16 protein-coding genes are annotated in these 16,879 nt (G+C 75.9%); 8 read left to right on the top strand and 8 right to left on the bottom strand.

What is annotated here, in order from left to right; all coding sequences use genetic code 11:
- Positions 1-4 precede the first annotated feature (4 nt).
- Entirely contained in the window at positions 5-2,413 is a 2,409-nt protein-coding gene (locus ACWDCZ_RS18400) for an ATP-binding protein (RefSeq protein ID WP_449816399.1), read from the bottom strand.
- A gap of 138 nt (positions 2,414-2,551) precedes the next feature.
- Between ACWDCZ_RS18400 and ACWDCZ_RS18395 the strand changes: the two genes are divergently transcribed.
- Positions 2,552-3,466, top strand: a complete 915-nt coding sequence (locus ACWDCZ_RS18395; protein WP_449813800.1) for a hypothetical protein — start codon at positions 2,552-2,554, stop codon at positions 3,464-3,466.
- A 26-nt stretch (positions 3,467-3,492) separates the two neighbouring features.
- On the opposite strand, the gene ACWDCZ_RS18390 is transcribed toward ACWDCZ_RS18395, so the two are convergent.
- On the bottom strand, positions 3,493-4,410 hold the full coding sequence (locus ACWDCZ_RS18390) for a LysR family transcriptional regulator ArgP (protein WP_449816398.1): 918 nt from the start codon (positions 4,408-4,410) through the stop codon (positions 3,493-3,495).
- A 69-nt stretch (positions 4,411-4,479) separates the two neighbouring features.
- Between ACWDCZ_RS18390 and ACWDCZ_RS18385 the strand changes: the two genes are divergently transcribed.
- Positions 4,480-5,103, top strand: a complete 624-nt coding sequence (locus ACWDCZ_RS18385) for a LysE/ArgO family amino acid transporter (protein ID WP_449816397.1) — start codon at positions 4,480-4,482, stop codon at positions 5,101-5,103.
- 159 nt (positions 5,104-5,262) lie between these two features.
- Here ACWDCZ_RS18385 and ACWDCZ_RS18380 read toward each other — a convergent pair whose 3' ends face one another.
- Both ACWDCZ_RS18380 and ACWDCZ_RS18375 read right to left on the bottom strand, forming a co-directional pair.
- Entirely contained in the window at positions 5,263-6,258 is a 996-nt protein-coding gene (locus tag ACWDCZ_RS18380) for a hypothetical protein (RefSeq protein ID WP_449816396.1), read from the bottom strand.
- Positions 6,255-6,587, bottom strand: coding sequence for a PadR family transcriptional regulator (locus ACWDCZ_RS18375; RefSeq protein WP_449816424.1), 333 nt, complete (start codon positions 6,585-6,587; stop codon positions 6,255-6,257). Before ACWDCZ_RS18375 ends, ACWDCZ_RS18380 begins: the two co-directional genes overlap by 4 nt.
- A 230-nt stretch (positions 6,588-6,817) precedes the next feature.
- On the opposite strand from ACWDCZ_RS18375, the gene ACWDCZ_RS18370 reads away from it, so the two are divergent.
- Genes ACWDCZ_RS18370 through ACWDCZ_RS18360 form a run of 3 tightly spaced genes read left to right on the top strand, consistent with a single transcriptional unit; the run spans position 6,818 to position 10,249 of the window.
- Positions 6,818-8,299: an amidase gene (locus ACWDCZ_RS18370; RefSeq protein WP_449816395.1), complete on the top strand. Its 1,482-nt coding sequence runs from the start codon at positions 6,818-6,820 to the stop codon at positions 8,297-8,299.
- Positions 8,296-9,537: an MFS transporter gene (locus ACWDCZ_RS18365; RefSeq protein ID WP_074003587.1), complete on the top strand. Its 1,242-nt coding sequence runs from the start codon at positions 8,296-8,298 to the stop codon at positions 9,535-9,537. The genes ACWDCZ_RS18370 and ACWDCZ_RS18365 overlap by 4 nt, the downstream gene beginning before the upstream one ends.
- Before the next feature lie 10 nt (positions 9,538-9,547).
- Positions 9,548-10,249, top strand: coding sequence for a FadR/GntR family transcriptional regulator (locus tag ACWDCZ_RS18360; RefSeq protein WP_049657443.1), 702 nt, complete (start codon positions 9,548-9,550; stop codon positions 10,247-10,249).
- An 86-nt stretch (positions 10,250-10,335) separates the two neighbouring features.
- On the opposite strand, the gene ACWDCZ_RS18355 is transcribed toward ACWDCZ_RS18360, so the two are convergent.
- Both ACWDCZ_RS18355 and ACWDCZ_RS18350 read right to left on the bottom strand, forming a co-directional pair.
- On the bottom strand, positions 10,336-11,634 hold the full coding sequence (locus tag ACWDCZ_RS18355; protein WP_449816394.1) for a styrene monooxygenase/indole monooxygenase family protein: 1,299 nt from the start codon (positions 11,632-11,634) through the stop codon (positions 10,336-10,338).
- Between the two features lie 154 nt (positions 11,635-11,788).
- Complete coding sequence (locus tag ACWDCZ_RS18350; protein ID WP_049657441.1) at positions 11,789-12,541, bottom strand: thioesterase II family protein; 753 nt, start codon at positions 12,539-12,541, stop codon at positions 11,789-11,791.
- Between the two features lie 167 nt (positions 12,542-12,708).
- Between ACWDCZ_RS18350 and ACWDCZ_RS18345 the strand changes: the two genes are divergently transcribed.
- Entirely contained in the window at positions 12,709-12,915 is a 207-nt protein-coding gene (locus ACWDCZ_RS18345; protein WP_449816393.1) for a hypothetical protein, read from the top strand.
- Positions 12,916-12,934: 19 nt separating this feature from the next.
- On the opposite strand, the gene ACWDCZ_RS18340 is transcribed toward ACWDCZ_RS18345, so the two are convergent.
- Positions 12,935-13,555: an AAA family ATPase gene (locus tag ACWDCZ_RS18340; protein ID WP_449816392.1), complete on the bottom strand. Its 621-nt coding sequence runs from the start codon at positions 13,553-13,555 to the stop codon at positions 12,935-12,937.
- Positions 13,556-13,850: 295 nt separating this feature from the next.
- Between ACWDCZ_RS18340 and ACWDCZ_RS18335 the strand changes: the two genes are divergently transcribed.
- Together ACWDCZ_RS18335 and ACWDCZ_RS18330 are read left to right on the top strand one after the other, a co-directional pair.
- Positions 13,851-15,401 carry an AMP-binding protein gene (locus ACWDCZ_RS18335; RefSeq protein WP_449816391.1) on the top strand — a complete coding sequence of 517 codons (1,551 nt, stop codon included), beginning with the start codon at positions 13,851-13,853 and terminating at the stop codon, positions 15,399-15,401.
- Positions 15,402-15,568: 167 nt separating this feature from the next.
- Positions 15,569-15,751, top strand: a complete 183-nt coding sequence (locus ACWDCZ_RS18330) for a hypothetical protein (RefSeq protein ID WP_049658969.1) — start codon at positions 15,569-15,571, stop codon at positions 15,749-15,751.
- A 21-nt stretch (positions 15,752-15,772) separates the two neighbouring features.
- Here the strand turns inward: ACWDCZ_RS18330 and ACWDCZ_RS18325 are convergent, their stop codons facing one another.
- Positions 15,773-16,762 carry an ABC transporter ATP-binding protein gene (locus tag ACWDCZ_RS18325; RefSeq protein WP_049658967.1) on the bottom strand — a complete coding sequence of 330 codons (990 nt, stop codon included), beginning with the start codon at positions 16,760-16,762 and terminating at the stop codon, positions 15,773-15,775.
- Between the last annotated feature and the right edge of the window lie 117 nt (positions 16,763-16,879).

Here is a 16,879-nt window from a genome sequence, read left to right as displayed (position 1 = left end):
CGACTCAGTCCGCCGGCGACCGCTCCGCGAGCCCCCGGCGCCGCGGGCCCCGGGCGGGACCGCCTCGCTGCTCGTACGTCCACACCGCCAGCTGCGTGCGCGAGGCGAGCCCCAGCTTGCCCAGGATGCGTTCGACGTGGTTCTCCGCGGTCCGCTGCGCGATGGTGAGGCGCGCCGCGATGTCCTTGTTGGTGAGGCCCTCGGCGACCAGTTCCGCGACCTGGCTCTCGCGCTTCGTCAGTCCCGGGACCCCGGCCGGGTCGTCGAGGACGTGGGCCATCGCCTCGTCCACGGTGGCGCGCGCTCCGCGGCGGAACTCCCGGTCGAAGGCGGCCGCGCCCAGCGCCTCCCGTACCGCGGCGTCCAGGCACAGGTGCTGGGTGCGCATGAACGGCGCCGCGCCGAGCCGCCCGCCCAGTGACTCCCACAACAGGTGCAGCACGCCCAGGAGCCGGGCAGTGCGCCGCGGGTCGTTCCGGGTGCTCCAGGCGATGACCTCCACGCACATGGCCACGTCCCACCAGTCCTGGAACGGGCGCAGCCGGGCGATGGCCGCCCTGGCGTGCGTGGTCGCGTCGGCGGGCGCGTCCGCGCGCAGGGCCAGCAGGGCGCGGGCGAGCAGGGCCATGCCGTGCAGCCATGACTCGCCGTGCGTGCGGGCGGCCGCCTCGACCTCGCCGCACGCCTCCTCGGCCGCGGCGGCCTCGCCCCCGCAGGCGTGCGCGATGGCGAACTTGACCCGGCATTCGAGGGCCGCGTCGAGGCAGCCCAGCGCGCGGAACTCGGTGCGCGCCCGCGCGAACAGTTCGGCGGCGCTCGCGTAGTCCTCGCGCCAGACGGCGAGGATCCCGTGGTGGTGCCACACCCACGCCGACTCCCGCCGATGGCCGCCCTGTTCGGCCGCCGCCTCGCACGCGGCGAGCGCCTGCCGTACGTCGGCGTCCGGGTCGCCCTGCAGGATGCGCAGGTACGTGTCGGTGACCCGGGCGAGGACACGGACGGCCGTCTCCGGCCCCGTCGCGCCGTCACCGCGACTGTCACCGTCACCGCCGTCCTGCGCATGGTCGGCGGCGAGCAGCTGCGACAGCCAGTGGCGCCCTTCGGACAGCAGGCCCGCGGTCATCCAGTAGTGCCGGGGCGACACGGCCAGGGCCAGACCGGCTCGGGCCTGCCCGGGCCGCTCCAGGCAGAAGCCCAGAGCGGCGCGCAGGTTCGGGTGGTCCAGGCGAAGGCGCGTGAACCAGTCGACCTGCCGGGGCCCGAACCACTCCCGCCCTGCTCGTGCGGTCAGTTCGGCGTACCGGTCCCGGTGACGGCCGCGCAGGGCGTCGAGCGAGCCGGACGCGGCCAGCCGCTGGTGCCCGTACTCCCGTACCGTCTCCAGCATGTGGTAGCGCGAACGTCCCTGCACGTGGCGGCAGTTGACGATCGACCGGGCCACCAGGCCGTCGAGGGCGTCGAGCAGGGCGGCGGGCGGCAGTTCGGCGTCCGCGCAGACCCGTTCGAGGCTCTCCAGGTCGAAGCCGCCGCGGAACACCGAGGCCCGCGCCCAGAGCAACCGCTCGCGCCCCGTGCACAGTTCGTGGCTCCAGTCGATCAACGCGCGCAGGGTGCGCTGCCGGTCGGCGGCGACGCTGCTCCCGCCGGTGAGCAGCGCGAACCGGTCCGTGAGCCGCTCCAGGATCTCCTGCGGCGTCAGGCTCCGGATGCGGGCGGCCGCCAGTTCGATCGCGAAGGGCAGCCCGTCCAGGCGGCGGACGAGCTCGGCGACGGCGGCGGCGTCCGGCCTGGTCAGGGTGAAGCCGGGCAGCACGGCGGCGGCCCGGTCGACGAACAGCGCGACGGCCGGATTGCCGTTCAGGTCGCGCAGGCCGTGACCCGCGCGCGCCTCCGGCACCGGCAACGGCTCCACGGGGAAGACCTGTTCGCCCGCGATGCCGAGCGGCTGCCGGCTCGTCGCCAGGACGCGCAGTCCGGGCGCGGCCCGCAGCAGCGCGTCGGTGAGGCGGGCGCACGCGTCGACCAGGTGCTCGCAGTTGTCCAGGACCAGCAGGGCGCGCCGCTCGCGCAGCCGGGCGGCGAGGACGGCCGCCGCGTCGGCGCCGGGGTGCCCCGGATTCGCCATGTCGAGGGTGCCGAGGACGCTCGACGCGAGCAGCTCCGGGTCCCGGAGGTCGGCGAGTTCGGCGACGTACACGCCGTCGGGGAAGGCGGAGCGCGCCGCGTCCGCCGCCACGCGCAGCGCCAGCCGGGTCTTGCCCACGCCTCCGGTGCCGCTGAGCGTCACCAGGCGCGCGCCGGACAGCAGCCGGGCGATCCGGGCCGTGTCCGCCCGCCGCCCGATCAGCGGCGTCAGTTCGGCGTCGAAGCCGCCGAGGCCGGCGAACGTCCCCGCGGCTGCCCCCGTTCCCATGGGTGGTCATCCTACGGACGCGCGCTGACGGTACCGGCACGGAAAGCGTGCGGGAATTGAGTAGTTCTCCCGTTGTCCCCCGCACGCACCCGCCCGAGACTCGACGACGCGGTATCGGACGGCTATGCGAGGTGTGTGGTGACGGCAGGCACGGCGGCGGGGTCGGAGCGGAGCGGGCGGCTGCTGGGGCAGCGGGTGTGGACCTACCAGGGGGCCTACGTACGCAGGCCGACGACCGCGCTGGTCGTGCTCCTCATCCTGTTCGGCGTGCTGTGCTCCCTCGTCGGCAAGTACTACGACGAGGACTCCTCGTTCCGCCTCGCGTTCTGGGCCCTGCCCGTGGCGGCCCTGGGGTGCCTCGCCCTGTGCGTGCGGCACGCCCGGATCCGGATCCGGGAGTACGAGCACGGCTTCGAGCTGCGCCGGCCGGGGCGCCGCACGCTGCGGTACGCGTGGCAGGAGATCGCCTCCGTCGAGTCGACCCGGGTGTCCGTCCACTTCAACTCGGCGCACTCGCACGACGTGCTCAAGACCGTGATCCGCCCCTACGCGGGCGGCCGGATCCGCCTCCGGGGCCTGGACTACATCAGGGTCCAGGAGGAGTGCGGCTTCTGGCGGATGATCACGAAGGCGCACCCCACCACCGGCGCGCGCTTCGTCTCGGACGCGACGCAGTCCGTCGCCGTGGCCCGTGCGCAACGCCTCCTGGACGAGCTCGGCGCGGGCGGGTCGTTCCGCTGGGGCGCCCTGACCTTCACCGCCGAGGGGATGACCCTCTCCCCGTTCCCCGCGCCGATCGCCTGGTCCCGGATCGCCCTCGTCTCCGCGCGCCCGGCGGACGGTGTCCGGCTCGACGTCCGGGGACTGGCCTCGCACGTCGGCAGCCGGGCCCTGTCGGGGCGCGCGACGAAGGCGGGCTACCGCACCGAAGGGGACCGGCTGGAGGTGTTCGTGCCCGTCCGCCGCCCCGGATCGGACTACGTGGCGCTGAGCGTCCTGCTCGCCCACGGCGCCGCCCTGCGGAACGGGCAGGACCAAGGACTCGAGGGATAGCGAGGGCGGGCCGAGCCCCAAGCGGTCTACGGCCGGCGGCGGGTGGGCCCGGCCGACAGGGCTTCGGCGGCGGCCGCCGCGACGGCCTCGGCGACCGTGGACAGGGCGGGCGAGTCCAGCTTCCACTGCTGCCAGTACAGGGGGACGTCCATCGGCCGGGCGGGTGCCAGCTCCACCAGCCGCCCGGAGCGCAGCAGCGGCTCGGCCTGGGGTTCGGGCACGAGGCCCCAGCCGAGACCGGCGGCCACCGCGTCCCGGAACCCGTCCGAGGCGGGCACCAGGTGGCGGATCCGCCCGGCGCCCGACCGCCCCCGGGTGAGGGACCGGACGAACTCGTCCTGGAGCTCGTCGCGCCGGTCGAAGGCCACGGTGGGGGCCCGGCCCAGATCCTCGGCCAGGTCCCCGGTGAGATGACGGGCCGCGAACTCCGGTGTGGCCACGGCCAGGTAGCGGGCCAGCCCGAGCCGCCGCACGGTGCAGCCGGCCACCGGGTCGGGCGAGGAGGTGACGGCGGCCATCACCTGGCCCTCGCGCAGCAGGGCGGTGGTGTGGGCCTCGTCCTCCCGGTGGAGCTCGAAGCAGATCGGCGGGTCCTGCGGCACCCGGGTGAGCGCGGGCAGGAACCAGGTCGCGAGGGAGTCGGCGTTGACCGCGATCGGGACCCGGGCCGGGCCATGCTCGGCCGCCAGGCCCAGTTCGGCGCGGGCGTCGCGTTCCAGCCGGGCGAGCTGGCGAGCGAACCGGACCACCACCTCGCCGGACTCGGTGGGCCGCACCGGCTTGGTGCGCATCAGCAGGACCCGACCGGTGCGCTGTTCCAGGGCCTTGACGCGCTGGCTGATGGCGGAGGGGGTCACGTGCAGGGCGGCGGCCGCGGCGTCGAAGGTGCCCTCGTCGACCACCGCGAGCAGGGTCCGGACCTGGTCCAGGGGAAGCTCGTCCATAAGTACGGCTAAGGTTACTTTAGAATCTTTAGCTGTACTCATCTATACGCGGTCCATACGGTCGGACCCATGACCAGCAGCACCATCGCCGCCGCACTCGCCGGATTCGGTTCCGGACTCTCCCTCATCGTGGCCATCGGGGCCCAGAACGCGTTCGTCCTGCGCCAGGGCGCCCGCCGGCACGCCGTCCTCGCGGTCGTCGCCATCTGCGCCGTCTCGGACGCGGCGCTGATCGCGCTCGGCGTGACGGGGGTGGGCACGGTGGTCACGGCCTGGCCGGCGGCGCTGACCGCGGTGGGCCTGGTCGGCGGGGCGTTCCTGCTCTGCTACGGCTTCCTGGCGGCCCGACGGGTGCTGCGCCCGGATCCGGCGGCCGCGCTCACCGGCGGCGGACCGGAGACCGGGTCCGTCCGGCGAGCGGTCCTCACCTGCCTGGCGATGACCTGGCTGAACCCGCACGTGTACCTCGACACCGTGCTCCTGCTGGGCTCGCTCGCCTCCGACCGCGGCGACCTGCGCTGGGCCTTCGGCGCGGGCGCGGCGCTGGCCAGCCTGTGCTGGTTCGCCGCCCTGGGCTTCGGCGCCCGGCTGCTGAGCGGCGTCCTGTCCCGGCCGAGGGCCTGGCGGGTGCTGGACGGACTGGTCGCGGCGACCATGCTGGCAATGGGCGGGATGCTCCTCGCCGGGGCATAGGGCGCCCTGACCCACCGGCCCCGGCTGCCACCCGCGTGGGTGGCCGGCCATGGTGGCATCCGACCCGACCAGGCCGGATGCCACCATTCGTCCGACGCCGCGCGGACCCGCGGGCGTACGCGCGGATTCACGACGCGGGGCCGGGGCCGTGCCCGGGGGTCAGGGCTGCTGCGGGTCGGTCCGCGGGCCGAACCGGCCCGTCAGTCGGACCGCCGCGAGGGCGACCGCGTACCCGACGGTGAACAGCACCACCAGGAACAGGACAGCGGTCGCGTTCATGACGTAGTAGCCCGTCAGCGTGGGGGCGACCACGGGCGGCACCCCCAGGACGACGGCCGTCAGGGCCGCCGAGCGGACCGTACGGGTGGTGCAGGCGACGGCCGCGCCGACGACCACCGGGGCGACGAGGGGGAATCCGGTCCGGAAGAACACTCCCTCCCCCGGGCCGGAGACCAGGACGAGGGCGACGTCCGCTGCCGTGGTGGTGAGCACGACCGCCCACGGTACGGCGGAGCGCGGTCGCGTGGTGCGGTCCGGCGGGGCGGCCAGCAGCACCAGGGCGTTGAGGGCGAACAGCACCGTGTCCGGGCCGACCAGACCGTAGGTCAGCGGGCCCCGCGCGTGCGCACCGGGCAGTTCGGGGCCGGCGAGCAGGACGAGCAGCGGGGCCACGACGGTGGCCGCCGCCAGGGCGCGGGCCGCCGTCCAACGGCCGGTCAGCGCCGCGACGGCCATCAGCACCGCCGGGACGAGCAGCGCCATCGTGGCGCCGAGCGACCCGACGCGCATCCCGCCGTCCGGGTCGGTGGCGGCCCGGACCGCCCAATAGAGGTGCACGGCCGCGTAGCCGCCGGCCAGTGCGGCGGCGAGCGGGGCCGCGGTGGCCAGGGCCCGGCCCGCCGGCCGGTGGGAGACCAGGCCGAGCCGGACCCGGACGCCGTGCCCCGCCACATCGGCCACCTCGCGCAGAGCGGCGAGCGGACTCGCGGTTCGGACGCGGCGCTCGGCGTGATCGGTGACCTCCGCCAACGCGTGGGTGCCGTAGGAGGCCGGGTAGAGGGCGAGGGCGCGGCGCAGCAGGTGGGTCGTCAGGCGGCCCTCCCTGCCCTGCTCCTGGTGATTCTGGTGATCCTGGTGGTCCTGGTGCGCGGTCATGCCGGGCCTCCCGCGAGCCTGTTCCGGGTGATGGCGAGGCGGCGGTCGGCCTCGCGGAGGGCGGCCCGCAGCCGCCGGCTCTCGTCGGTGAGGGCCTGGGTGCCGGTCGGGGTGAGGGCGAAGACGCGGCGGGGTCGCCCCTCGACCGTCTCCTCCCGTTCGACCCGGATGAGGCCTTCGGCGAGCAGTCGGTCGAGCGTGCCGTACAGGCTTCCGGCGCCGAGCCGGACCCGGCCGTCGGAGATCGCGGCGACCTCGTCGCCGAGCGCGTAGCCGTGCCGGGGCTGGTCTGCGAGGGCGGTGAGCAGCAGGAAGGTGGGCTCCTGCATGGAGCGTTTCTTCGTCACGCCGATCACCATAGTACGGTCACCGTAGTGTCCGGAAGGGCGGGTGCGATCGGAGGCGAGGGAGGGGCACACACCGCTCATCCGCCAGGACCAACGCGCACCCGGGCAGCCGGTAAGGCTTGCCTTGCCATGGAGTCGGGCCCGCCTCTATGGTGAAGTCCTCAGAGGACCTGAAGACCTGGGGACCTGAGGACTACTTGGGGAGAGTGATCATGTCAGACCTCCATGCCCTGACGCTGGCCGAACAGGCGGCGGCGATCCGCGGGCGCACCGTCTCGCCGACCGAACTTGTCGACCACCACCTGCGCCGGATCGAGGAGCTCGACGGCGTGCTCGGCGCCTACCGCACGGTCGACGCGCCCGGCGCCCGCCGGGCCGCCCGTGCGGCCGAGGCCCGGCTGGCCGCCGCCGGGGACGGCCCCGGGACCGGGGGCGGCGCCGGGCTGCCGCCGCTACTCGGCGTGCCGCTGTCGGTGAAGGACACCTGGCCGGTCGGCGGGCTCCCGTTCACCGCGGGCTCCGCCGCCTTCGACGACCGCACCGCTCCGCAGGACGCCGCCGTGGTCGGCGCCCTCCGGGCCGCGGGCGGCGTGCTGCTGGGCACCACCACGGCCGCCGAGTTCGGCTGCTCCGCCTACACGGAGACGGTCCACGCCACCGCGCGCAGCCCGTACGACCCCGGCCGCGGCGCCGGGGGTTCCAGCGGCGGGGCGGCCGCCTCGGTCTCCGCCGGACTGGCCGCCGGGGCCCTGGGCAGCGACGGCGGCGGCTCGGTCCGGATCCCGGCCGCCGCCTGCGGCGTGGTCGGCCTCAAGCCCAGCCGGGGCAGGGTGACGACCGCCCCCGGCACGGACGCCTTCGGGCTGGCCACCGCCGGCCCGCTGGCCCGGACGGTACTGGACGCGGCCCTCCTGCTGGACGTCATGGCCGGCAGCGTCCCGGGCGACGGCAGCACCCTGCCCGCCTCCCCCACCGGCCACTTCAGGGCCTGCGCCGAACGCGAGCCCGGCCCGCTGCGGATCGGCGTCCTGCCCCGGACGGACGGGTGGCACCCGGAGGCCGCGCTGGCCTCCCGCCGCACCGCCGACCTGCTCGCCGACCTCGGCCACCGGGTGGAGGAGGCCCCGCCATTCGACCCGGCCGAGTACGTGCCGGACTTCACCGTGCTGTGGAGCGTGCTGGCCGCCGCCGTGCCCGTCCCGCCGGAGCGGGAGGACCGGCTGCTGCCGCTGACCCGCTGGCTGCGCGCCCGGGGCAACGAGCACAGCGCGGTCCGGCTGGCCTCGGCGATGGCCTCGCTGACCGCCACCGCCCGGACGATCTGCCACCGGTACGACCGCTTCGACGCGGTGCTGAGCCCCACGACGGACCAACCGCCGCTGCCGGTCGGGGCGTTGGCCGACCCGGACGCCCCGGAGCGGACCTACGCCCGGATGCTCGCCGTCACCCCGCGCACGCCGGTGGCGAACCTCACCGGCCGGCCGTCGATCAGCCTGCCGCTGCACTGGACCCCGGACGGACTGCCGATCGGCGTGATGCTGACCGCCCGGCTCCACCAGGAGGGCCTCCTGCTCTCCCTCGGCGCCCAGCTGGAACGGGCCCGACCCTGGCACCACCACGCCGCCCGGCAGGCGGCCGTCCTGGAGCGGGCGACCGGGCAGAACACGGCGCGGCCCGAGCGGGGGACGCGGTGAAGCGCGGACAGCTGGCCTTCCTGACCGGCACCCACATCGTCAACGACCTCTACCAGGGCGCCGTCCCGGCCCTGCTGCCCTTCCTGATGTCCCAGCGGCACTACAGCTACACCGCCGTCTCCGGCATCGCCCTGGCCGCGAGCGGCCTGTCCAGCGTGGTCCAGCCGCTGTTCGGCCTGCTGGTCGACCGCCGCCCCCGCGGCTGGCTCATCCCGGCCGGCTTCCTCACCGCCGCGGCCGGAATCACCGGTGCGGCCCTCGCCGACAGCTACCCGCTGACCTGGCTCTTCGCCGCCCTGGCCGGCATCGGCATCGCCGCCTACCACCCGGCCGCCACCAACCAGGCCCGGGTCGCCGGCGGACAGTCCCAGCGGGCGATGAGCCTGTTCTCCGTCGGGGGCACCCTCGGCGCCTCGCTGGCACCGGCCCTGGTCACCCTCGTGGTCGGCGCGTACGGCCTGGGCGGCAGCTGGCTGCTGGCCGTCCCGGCGCTGGTGACGGCCCTGCTGTGGGCCGCGCAGGGCCGGTGGCTGCGGTACCGCGGCCACACCCCGGCGACCCCGGCCGCCGCCCGGGGCGCGGCGACGAGCGCCCACCGCGACGACTGGCGGGCGTTCGGACGCCTCGCCGCGACCACCGTCGCCTGGTCGATCCCCTACGTGACCGTCACCTCGATGCTCGCCCTCCACATCCAGCGCGACCTCCACGGCTCGACGGGAACCGGCGCCGCGGCGCTGACCCTGCTCACCCTGGCCGGGGCGGCCGGCACCCTGCTCGGCGGCTGGCTCGGCGACCGGCACGGACGGATGACCCCGATCCGCACCGGCTACCTGCTGGCCGTCCCCGCCCTGGCCGCCGTGGCCTTCGCACCCTCCGTCGCGGTCGCCATGGCCGGCGCGGTGGCGTTCGGGCTGGCCATGTTCCTGCCCTTCGCCCCGCAGGTGACACTCGCCCAGGACTACCTGCCCACCCGGCCCGGCACCGCCAGCGGGCTGACCCTCGGACTCGCCATGTCCGTGGGCGGCCTCGCCGCACCGGCGCTCGGCGGCCTGGCCGACGCCCACGGCCTGCGGACCGTCCTCGCCCTGGTCCTCGGCGTGCTGGCGCTCGGACTCGGCTCCGCGCTGCGGCTGCGCGACCGCGTACTGCCGGAGGCGGGGCCGGAGCAGGGGCCGGAACCGGCCCCGGAACGGGTGAACGAGCAGGCCGCCACGGGTGCGGCACCCGGAGGACGATAGGGTCGTCCTCATGACTGTTCGCCCGGTACGCCATCGCTCACTGGTGGAGGAAGCCACGGCCGAGCTGCGCCGACTGATCGGCACGGGCGAGTGGCCGGTCGGCAGCAAACTGCCCGGTGAGGTGGAGCTGAGCCGACTCCTCGGAGTCGGCCGGACCACCTCGCGCGAGGCCGTCCGGGTGCTGATCGCCGACGGCCAGCTGCGCGCCCGTCAGGGCTCGGGCACATACGTGGCCGCCGCCGCCCCGGTCTCGGAGTTCGACCGGGAGCTGCGGCGCTCGGAGGTCTTCGACGTGTACGAGGTCCGGGCGGCGCTGGAGGTGGAGGCGGGCCGGCTGGCCGCACAGCGGCGCACCGAGGCGGACGTCGCCGCGCTCCGGGCGGCGCTGGCCGCCCGCGACGCGGCCGCGGACCCGGCCGAGCTCGTCGAGACCGACCTGGAACTGCACCGCCAGGTCGTCCGGGCGGCGCACAACCCGGTGCTCATCCGCCTCTTCGACTCCTTCGTCGACGCGCTGCGCGAAGCGGCCGGCCACGTGGTGGCCGACAACCGGCTCCACGACGGCGTCGAAGCGGAGGGCATCACCCATGCGCACCGCACCCTGGTCGAGGCGATCGCCGCGGGTGACCCGGACGCCGCCGTCGCGGCGACCCAGGCCAACCTGGACCACACCCTCGACAGACTGCGCGCCACGGGCACCGGACCACGCTGAGCCGGCCGCACCCGCGCCCGCCCGCCTCGGGCCCGGAAGGCCGGTGTCCGGTCGTGCTGTCGTTAGGCCCCCGGGTCCGGCGGTTCCTACCGACAGGAGCCGCCGGACCCGTCCTCGTCGCCGAGCCGAACCTGGCTCCCCGCTGAGGAGTTGCCCACCGAGGCCAGGTAGGCGGCGGTCAGCTCGGGGGTGGCCAGCCAGGCGGCGTAGTCGCGCGCTTCGGCGTAGGTGTTGGCGAGCCGGCGGCCGACCTCCGGGTGTTCGGCGGCGGCCGCGAACACCCCCTGGAGGTGGTCCGGCACGGTCAGCATCGCGGCGGTGAACTCGACGCTGTGGCGGGCCTGTTGCTGCCAGAACCGCTCGGCGGTGCGGCACATCCAGTCGGCCGTGTAGGGGGCGTCGCCGTGCTCCACGACGGCCCGGCGGTAGGCCTCGGCGGCCCGGGCGGCGTTGTTGGCGCCCTGCCCGGCGATCGGGTCGGTCACCACCACGGCGTCGCCGAGGCCCAGCACGTGGACGGCGTCCACGCCCGAGCCGAGCTCCGCCACCGGGCGGCGGACCACCGGGGTGACCGCGCCGAACAGCCCGGCCCCGGCGTCGGTCGGCTCGGCCTCCGTCCAGAGTTCCGCCTCCCAGGGCAGGTACTCGCCCAACAGCTCGCGGATCCGGGCCAGTTGGACGTCCGACGGCGGGGCGTCGCCGAACGCGTCCAGCGGGCCGCCGGGCAGCGCCTCCCAGAGCAGGATGTCGCAGGGGCCGGAGAGGGTGAGCGCCGGCTGCAGGTACAGCTCGCCGAGGCCGGGCAGGGCGTTCATCCGGGCCCTCGGCCCGGCAGCCGGGTCCGGCGAGCCGACGCCGTGCGCGTACAGGCAGGACAGCGCCCGCTGCGGCCCGTCGAACGGCGAGCGGCCGGCGTCGCGCTCGAAGATCCCGGACAGGGCGCCGCGTCCGGCCGCGACCACGGTCAGCTCGTGCCGACGGGCCAGCTCGTGCAGCCCGCCGCGGTCCAGCGTGCGGTACTCGACCACGCCGCCGCGCTCGGCCAGCAGTTCCAGCCAGCCGGCCAGTTTGAGCCGCTGGTCCACCGACTGGGCGGGCTCGTCCAGCGTCATGGTGTACTCCAGCGCCCGCACGCCGGGGGGCGCCGCCAGCACCGCCTCCACCGAGGAGACGGCCGGCGCCCGCTCCGCCCAGAGGTCCAGCCCGGCCGCCGCCTCGATCCGCAGGGCGGGGCCGAACATCGCCTGGGTGGACAGCACCCGGCCGCCGCGCAGCTGCTCCGGGGTGCGCTCGGCGACCAGCGTCACCCGGTACCCGTCCGCCACCAGCCCGAGCGCGAGTTGGAGGCCGGCCTGGCCCGCTCCGACGACGGCGATCCGGCGCACGCTGCCTCCTGGTGGTCTGTTGACGGTCCGTCAAGCAGGCACAGTAGTCGAGCGGGCGCGCTGCGGTCACCGGTGGCGGGCGCATCCGTTCGAAGGAGGCGGCGGCGTGCGGACCGCGCCGCCGCCCCGGCCGCCCGGGGTGCCCCGGGCCGGCTCAGCCGCGCAGGTGCGCGGTGAGCACCTCCACCACGTCGTGGGTCCGGTCGGCCAGGTAGAAGTGCCCGCCCTGGAAGACCCGCAGGTCGAAGGGGCCGGTGGTGTGCCGCTCCCACTGGCCGACCTGGTCGACGGTGGCGTGCGCGTCGGACTCCCCCGCCAGGGCGGTGATCGGCAGCGACACGGTCGCGTCCGGGGTGCTGCAGTAGGTCTCGACGGCCATGTAGTCGGCCCGCAGGCTCGGCAGGACCAGCTCGCGCAGGCCGGGCACGGCGAAGATCCGGTCGTCCGTGCCCCCGAGCGCGGAGATCTCGGCGAGCAGTTCGTCGTCCGGCAGCTGGTGGACCCTGGTCGTCCGGGGCAGCGAGGGCGCACGGCCGGCCGAGACGACCAGCCGGTCCGGTCCCCGTACGCCGTCGCGCTCGAAGCAGCGGACCGTCTCGAAGGCGACGGCCGCGCCCATGCTGTGCCCGAAGAAGGTGAGCGGCCGGTCCGCCCACTCCCGCAGCTCCCGGGCGAGTTGCTCGGCGAGGCCGGTCACCGAGCCGATCGTCGGCTCGCCGATGCGGTTCTGCCGGCCCGGGTACTGGACGGCGAGCACATCGGCGTGCGGCGCCAGCGCGTTGGCGTACTCCAGGTAGTAGCTGGCCGAGCCGCCGGCGTGCGGGAAGATCACGATCCGGGCGGGCGCGGAGTCGGACGGGTTGAATCTGCGGAACCACGGATTCTCGACGACGGCGCTGCTGGACATGCGGGGTGCGACCTCTCTCCGTGACGGACTCTGCAGGCCCCAGTCTGGCAGTGCCGGGCCCCGCCGCGGGGGCGAAGTGACGATCATGACCCTCCGGCAGGCCGGTTCTCGCCGGTGCCCCTCCGGCCGCCCTCCGCGCTTGACTGCGCGACCGGGGCATCGACTGGATGCCCATCGCCGCGGAAGCGGTGCGCAGTGACCTGCTCTGCGGGGTCGGACCGGACGGCCGTTGGCACGGCTGGCTCGAGGTCCGGGTCCACTCCGACGCCCTGCGGACGATCGGGCTGCACCCCGAGCAGGCGTCCGCGGTCGTCAACGGATCTTCCCCGCCCGGCTGGTGGCACGCCGAGGCCGAGCGCCGGGCCCGTCGGTGACGGCGGCCGCCGGCCCGGCTCAGCCCGCCGCGCCGAAGCGGACCGTCTCGGCGCGGGAGCGGGAGGCCGCGTCCAGCAGCAGGACGGACGAGGCCTCCGGGGTCGGCATCGGGCCGCCGGTGCGCACGTGCCGGGTGAAGGCGGCCAACAGCCGCTCCAGGCCGCGGCGGTGGCGGGCGAAGACCCGGCCGGAGGCGTGCCGGCCGCGGGCCCGCTGGCCGTCCAGCGCGGTGACGGCGCCGACGTCCAGCAGCACCAGGTGCAGTTCGCGGCCCCGGCGGGCCGCCTCCCGGGCGAGCCAGCGCCGCATCCAGGCGCGGCTGCCGCAGTCGTGCACCAGCAGCGGGCCGCCACCGCGCACCGAGGAGCGCAGCAGCCGGAAGTGCTCCAGCCGGGCCCACGGCCGGTACACCGCGTACGGCAGGGCGGCGGGCATCACGGCCTCGCAGGCCTCGTGCACCGTCCGCGGGTCCACGGCCCGGACCGCCGCCCCGGACCAGCGCCGCAGCAGCGTGCTCTTCCCGGCCCCCGGCAGCCCGGACACCACCACGACGGCGTCGGCCGGGTAGGCGGTGACGAACCCCGCCCCGGCCTCGCCCCGCAGATCGACCACGCCGCGCGGCGCCACGACCGCATCCACCCCGCCGCCCACCAGTCCGAGCCCCCGTTCACGTCCGACCGGGAACCCTAACAACAACGCCCGGCCGGCCGCTCGGCGGATCCGGCCGGACCGGGCCTCGGCGTCGAGCGTGCGCGCCTCGCGGAGAGGAAGCGGGGGCGCCCTCCGGCCGGGGGCCGAGGGGACCCCGCAGGCCCGCACCGGTCCGTCGGCGCCCACCCGCACCCGTCGGGGCTCCTGGGCCCCCGGCGACCGCAGTGCACCCGTGGGCCCGCCGTCCACTAGGCTGACGAGCCGTCAGACAGGAGGACGGGCCATGGCGGAGGCGGCTCCGACGTACACCGCGCTGGTGCTGGACGGGCTCGCCCGCGATCCCGCCCGGGTGGCGCTCCGGTACGGGGACGAGGAGTGGACCGGGCAGCGCTGCCTGGACCTGGTGCACCGCGCCGCCCGCGCGCTGGAGCGGGCCGGGCTCGGGCGCGGGGACGGGGTGACGGTGCTGGCCGGGAACCGGCCGGAGGCGCTGCTGGTGCGGCTGGCCGCGAACCTGCTGGGCTGCCGGGTGGCGATGCCGTTCCCGGACGGGCCGGTCGCCGAGCAGGTGGCGCTGGCGGAGTTCGCCGGGACGTCCGCGCTGGTCTTCGACCCGGTCCGGTGCGCGGCGGCGGCCGACGGGGTCGCGCGGGCCGTGCCCTCGGCCGTCCTGCTCTCGCTGGGCCCGTCGCCGCTCGGGCTCGGCACGGACCTGCTGGACCTCGCCGCGGCCCGCTCCCCCGCCCCGCTGGCGCCCCGCTACCGGCCCGAGGACGTGATGGCGGTGCGGTTCACCGGCGGCACGACCGGGCGCCCGAAGGGGGTGCTGCGCCGCTTCGCCCGTCCGCCGCGCCCGCCGCTGCTGGCCGGCTCGGTCTTCCTGCTGTGCACCCCGCTCTGCCACGGCGGCGGCACCACGGCGGACCTGGCGCTGGCGGCGGGGGGCACGGTGGTGATGCAGGACGGGTTCGACGCCGGGGCCGTGCTGGCGGCGGTCGAGCGGCACCGGGTGTCCCGGATGTACCTGCCGCCGCACCTGCTGTACCGGCTGCTGGACCACCCGCTGCTGCCGACGACCGACACCGGCAGCCTGCGCCGGGTCGGCTACACCGGCTGCGCGCCCTCGCCGCGGCGGCTCGCCGAGGCGACCCGCCGGCTGGGCCGGGTGCTGCACCAGACCTACAGCCTGACGGAGTGCGGGCCAGTCTCCCGGCTGGGCCCGGACGAGCACCTGGCACCGCGGCTGCTGACCACTGCGGGCCGCCCGTACCCGGACACCGGGCTGCGCGTCCTGGACGAGGACGGCACCGAGCTGCCGCCGGACCGGACCGGGGAGATCTGCGTCCGGACGCCGACCGCGATGGCCGGCTACTGGCGCGACCCGGAGCTGACCGGGCAGGTGCTCCGGGACGGCTGGCTGCACACCGGCGACCTGGGCAGCCTGGACGCGGCCGGCTATCTGACGGTGGCCGGGCGGCGGGACCCGATGGCGGTCGTCGAGGGGCACAATGTGTTCCCCCGCGAGATCGAGGAGCCACTGCGCACCCACCCGGAGGTCCGCGAGGCGGTGATGTTCACGACCACCGACCCGGACCGCCTGGAGCGGGTGCACGCCGCCGTCGCCCTCGTCCCCGGCTCGCGACTGACGGCCGGGCAGCTGCACCGCTGGGCCCGGGCGCACGGCCTCGGCCGGTGCGCCCCGGACTCACTCCTGCTGCTGCCCGCGATCCCGCTGAACGGCCTCGGGAAGCCGGACCTCGCCGCCCTGCGGGCCCAGGTGGACGCCGGGAGCGGACGGGCGGCCGCCACCGCGGGGGCGCGCGACGGGGTGTGACGCGCCCGACGAGTGCATCGAGCGCCTACGCGGGCGACCTCTCGTGCGCCACCCGGCGGGAAGAACCGTCCGTGGGCACTCGATCGTGCGGCCCGACCTGCCGATACATCCCCGGCAGCGCCGTGCACGTCGCTGTGGGCCGCACCGTCCCCCCAGGAGGCACTCCCTTGACCTGGCTACGCGTCCTGACCGCACTGGGCATCCTCGCCGTGGCGGCCAGTGCCCTGATCGTCTTCGCCCTCTGCACCGCCACCTCGCGCGGCGAGCGCGCCGCGGAGGAGGCGCCGCCCGACCTCCGGGCGGACGCCGAGGGCAGCGGCCTCTTCCAGCGGATGGGCGGCGACAGCTGACGCCGCGCCGCCCACCGCCGGTCAGTGCCCGGCGATGTCGTCCGGCCGGACCTCGATGTGGTCGGCGGCGAGATCGACCGCCACCCGGTGCTCCATGCCGAGCGACTCCAGGAACTTGACCGGCAGCTGCACCCGGCCGCTGCGGTCCAGCATCACGTACTCGCGCTCGTTCACCGACTCCTCGCCGTGCTCGTCCGTCACGGTGCGGCGCAGCACCTCGCTGGCGGTCCGCCCGTCCCGGATCGCGACCGTGCGACGGACCTCGCCCGCGACCATCGGGTCGTGGGTGACGATCACGACGGTGGCGCCCAGTTCGCGGTTGACGGTGCGGAAGGACTCGAAGATGATCCCGGCGGTCTCCGAGTCCAGCTCGCCGGTGGGCTCGTCGGCGAGCAGCACCGGCGGGTTGTTGGCCATCGCCACCGCGATCGCCACCCGCTGCTGCTGGCCGCCGGAGAGCTCGTTGGGCTTGCGGTGGGCGAGCTCGCCGATCTCCAGCGCCTCCATCAGCTCCGCCACCCGGGCCGCCTGCTGCCGGGCCCCGCCGGCGCCCGAACGACGGCCGCGCAGCTGCATCGGCAGGGCGATGTTCTCGGCGGCGGTGAGGAAGGGCAGCAGGTTGCGGGCGGTCTGCTGCCAGATGAAGCCGACCACCTCGCGCCGGTAGCGCAGCCGCTCCTTGACCGACATCTCCAGCAGGTCGCAGCCGGCCACGGTGGCGGTGCCGGCGGTCGGCACGTCCAGCCCGGCGAGGATGGTGAGCAGCGTGGACTTGCCGCTGCCCGAGGCGCCGACCAGGGCGACCAGGTCGCCCTGGCGGATGGTCAGCTCCAGGCCCTGGAGCGCCTGGACCTCGACCCCCTCCGCGCTGAAGATCCGGACCAGCCGGTCGCAGACGATGGCCGCTCCCTCGCCGTACGCCTTGGGCGAGGCGGCGGCGAGGGCCCGCTGCTGGAGCTCCTGGAGGCTGGGGGCCTCGGTGACCGTCCGCTCCTGGGGAGTGCTCTTCACCGGTGGTCTCCTGTCTCGACTGTCTGCTTCATCGCACCGCTCTCCACTGTCCCGGCGGACCGGGCCGCTGTCACGGCCCGTGCACCGCCCCCGCCCGCCGCTCCCGGCGGGTCCGCC

Source organism: Kitasatospora sp. NPDC001225 (assembly GCF_053597855.1).
Note: the sequence above shows the minus strand (reverse complement) of the source record. Positions and strands in the feature narration are given on the sequence as shown.

Coding starts and splice junctions, on each gene's coding strand:
- ACWDCZ_RS18400 (WP_449816399.1), bottom strand. CDS start 2,413: ATGGGAACGGGGGCAGCCGCGGGGACGTTCGCCGGCCTCGGCGGCTTC.
- ACWDCZ_RS18390 (WP_449816398.1), bottom strand. CDS start 4,410: ATGGACGAGCTTCCCCTGGACCAGGTCCGGACCCTGCTCGCGGTGGTC.
- ACWDCZ_RS18385 (WP_449816397.1), top strand. CDS start 4,480: ATGACCAGCAGCACCATCGCCGCCGCACTCGCCGGATTCGGTTCCGGA.
- ACWDCZ_RS18380 (WP_449816396.1), bottom strand. CDS start 6,258: ATGACCGCGCACCAGGACCACCAGGATCACCAGAATCACCAGGAGCAG.
- ACWDCZ_RS18375 (WP_449816424.1), bottom strand. CDS start 6,587: ATGCAGGAGCCCACCTTCCTGCTGCTCACCGCCCTCGCAGACCAGCCC.
- ACWDCZ_RS18370 (WP_449816395.1), top strand. CDS start 6,818: ATGTCAGACCTCCATGCCCTGACGCTGGCCGAACAGGCGGCGGCGATC.
- ACWDCZ_RS18360 (WP_049657443.1), top strand. CDS start 9,548: ATGACTGTTCGCCCGGTACGCCATCGCTCACTGGTGGAGGAAGCCACG.
- ACWDCZ_RS18350 (WP_049657441.1), bottom strand. CDS start 12,541: ATGTCCAGCAGCGCCGTCGTCGAGAATCCGTGGTTCCGCAGATTCAAC.
- ACWDCZ_RS18345 (WP_449816393.1), top strand. CDS start 12,709: ATGCCCATCGCCGCGGAAGCGGTGCGCAGTGACCTGCTCTGCGGGGTC.
- ACWDCZ_RS18335 (WP_449816391.1), top strand. CDS start 13,851: ATGGCGGAGGCGGCTCCGACGTACACCGCGCTGGTGCTGGACGGGCTC.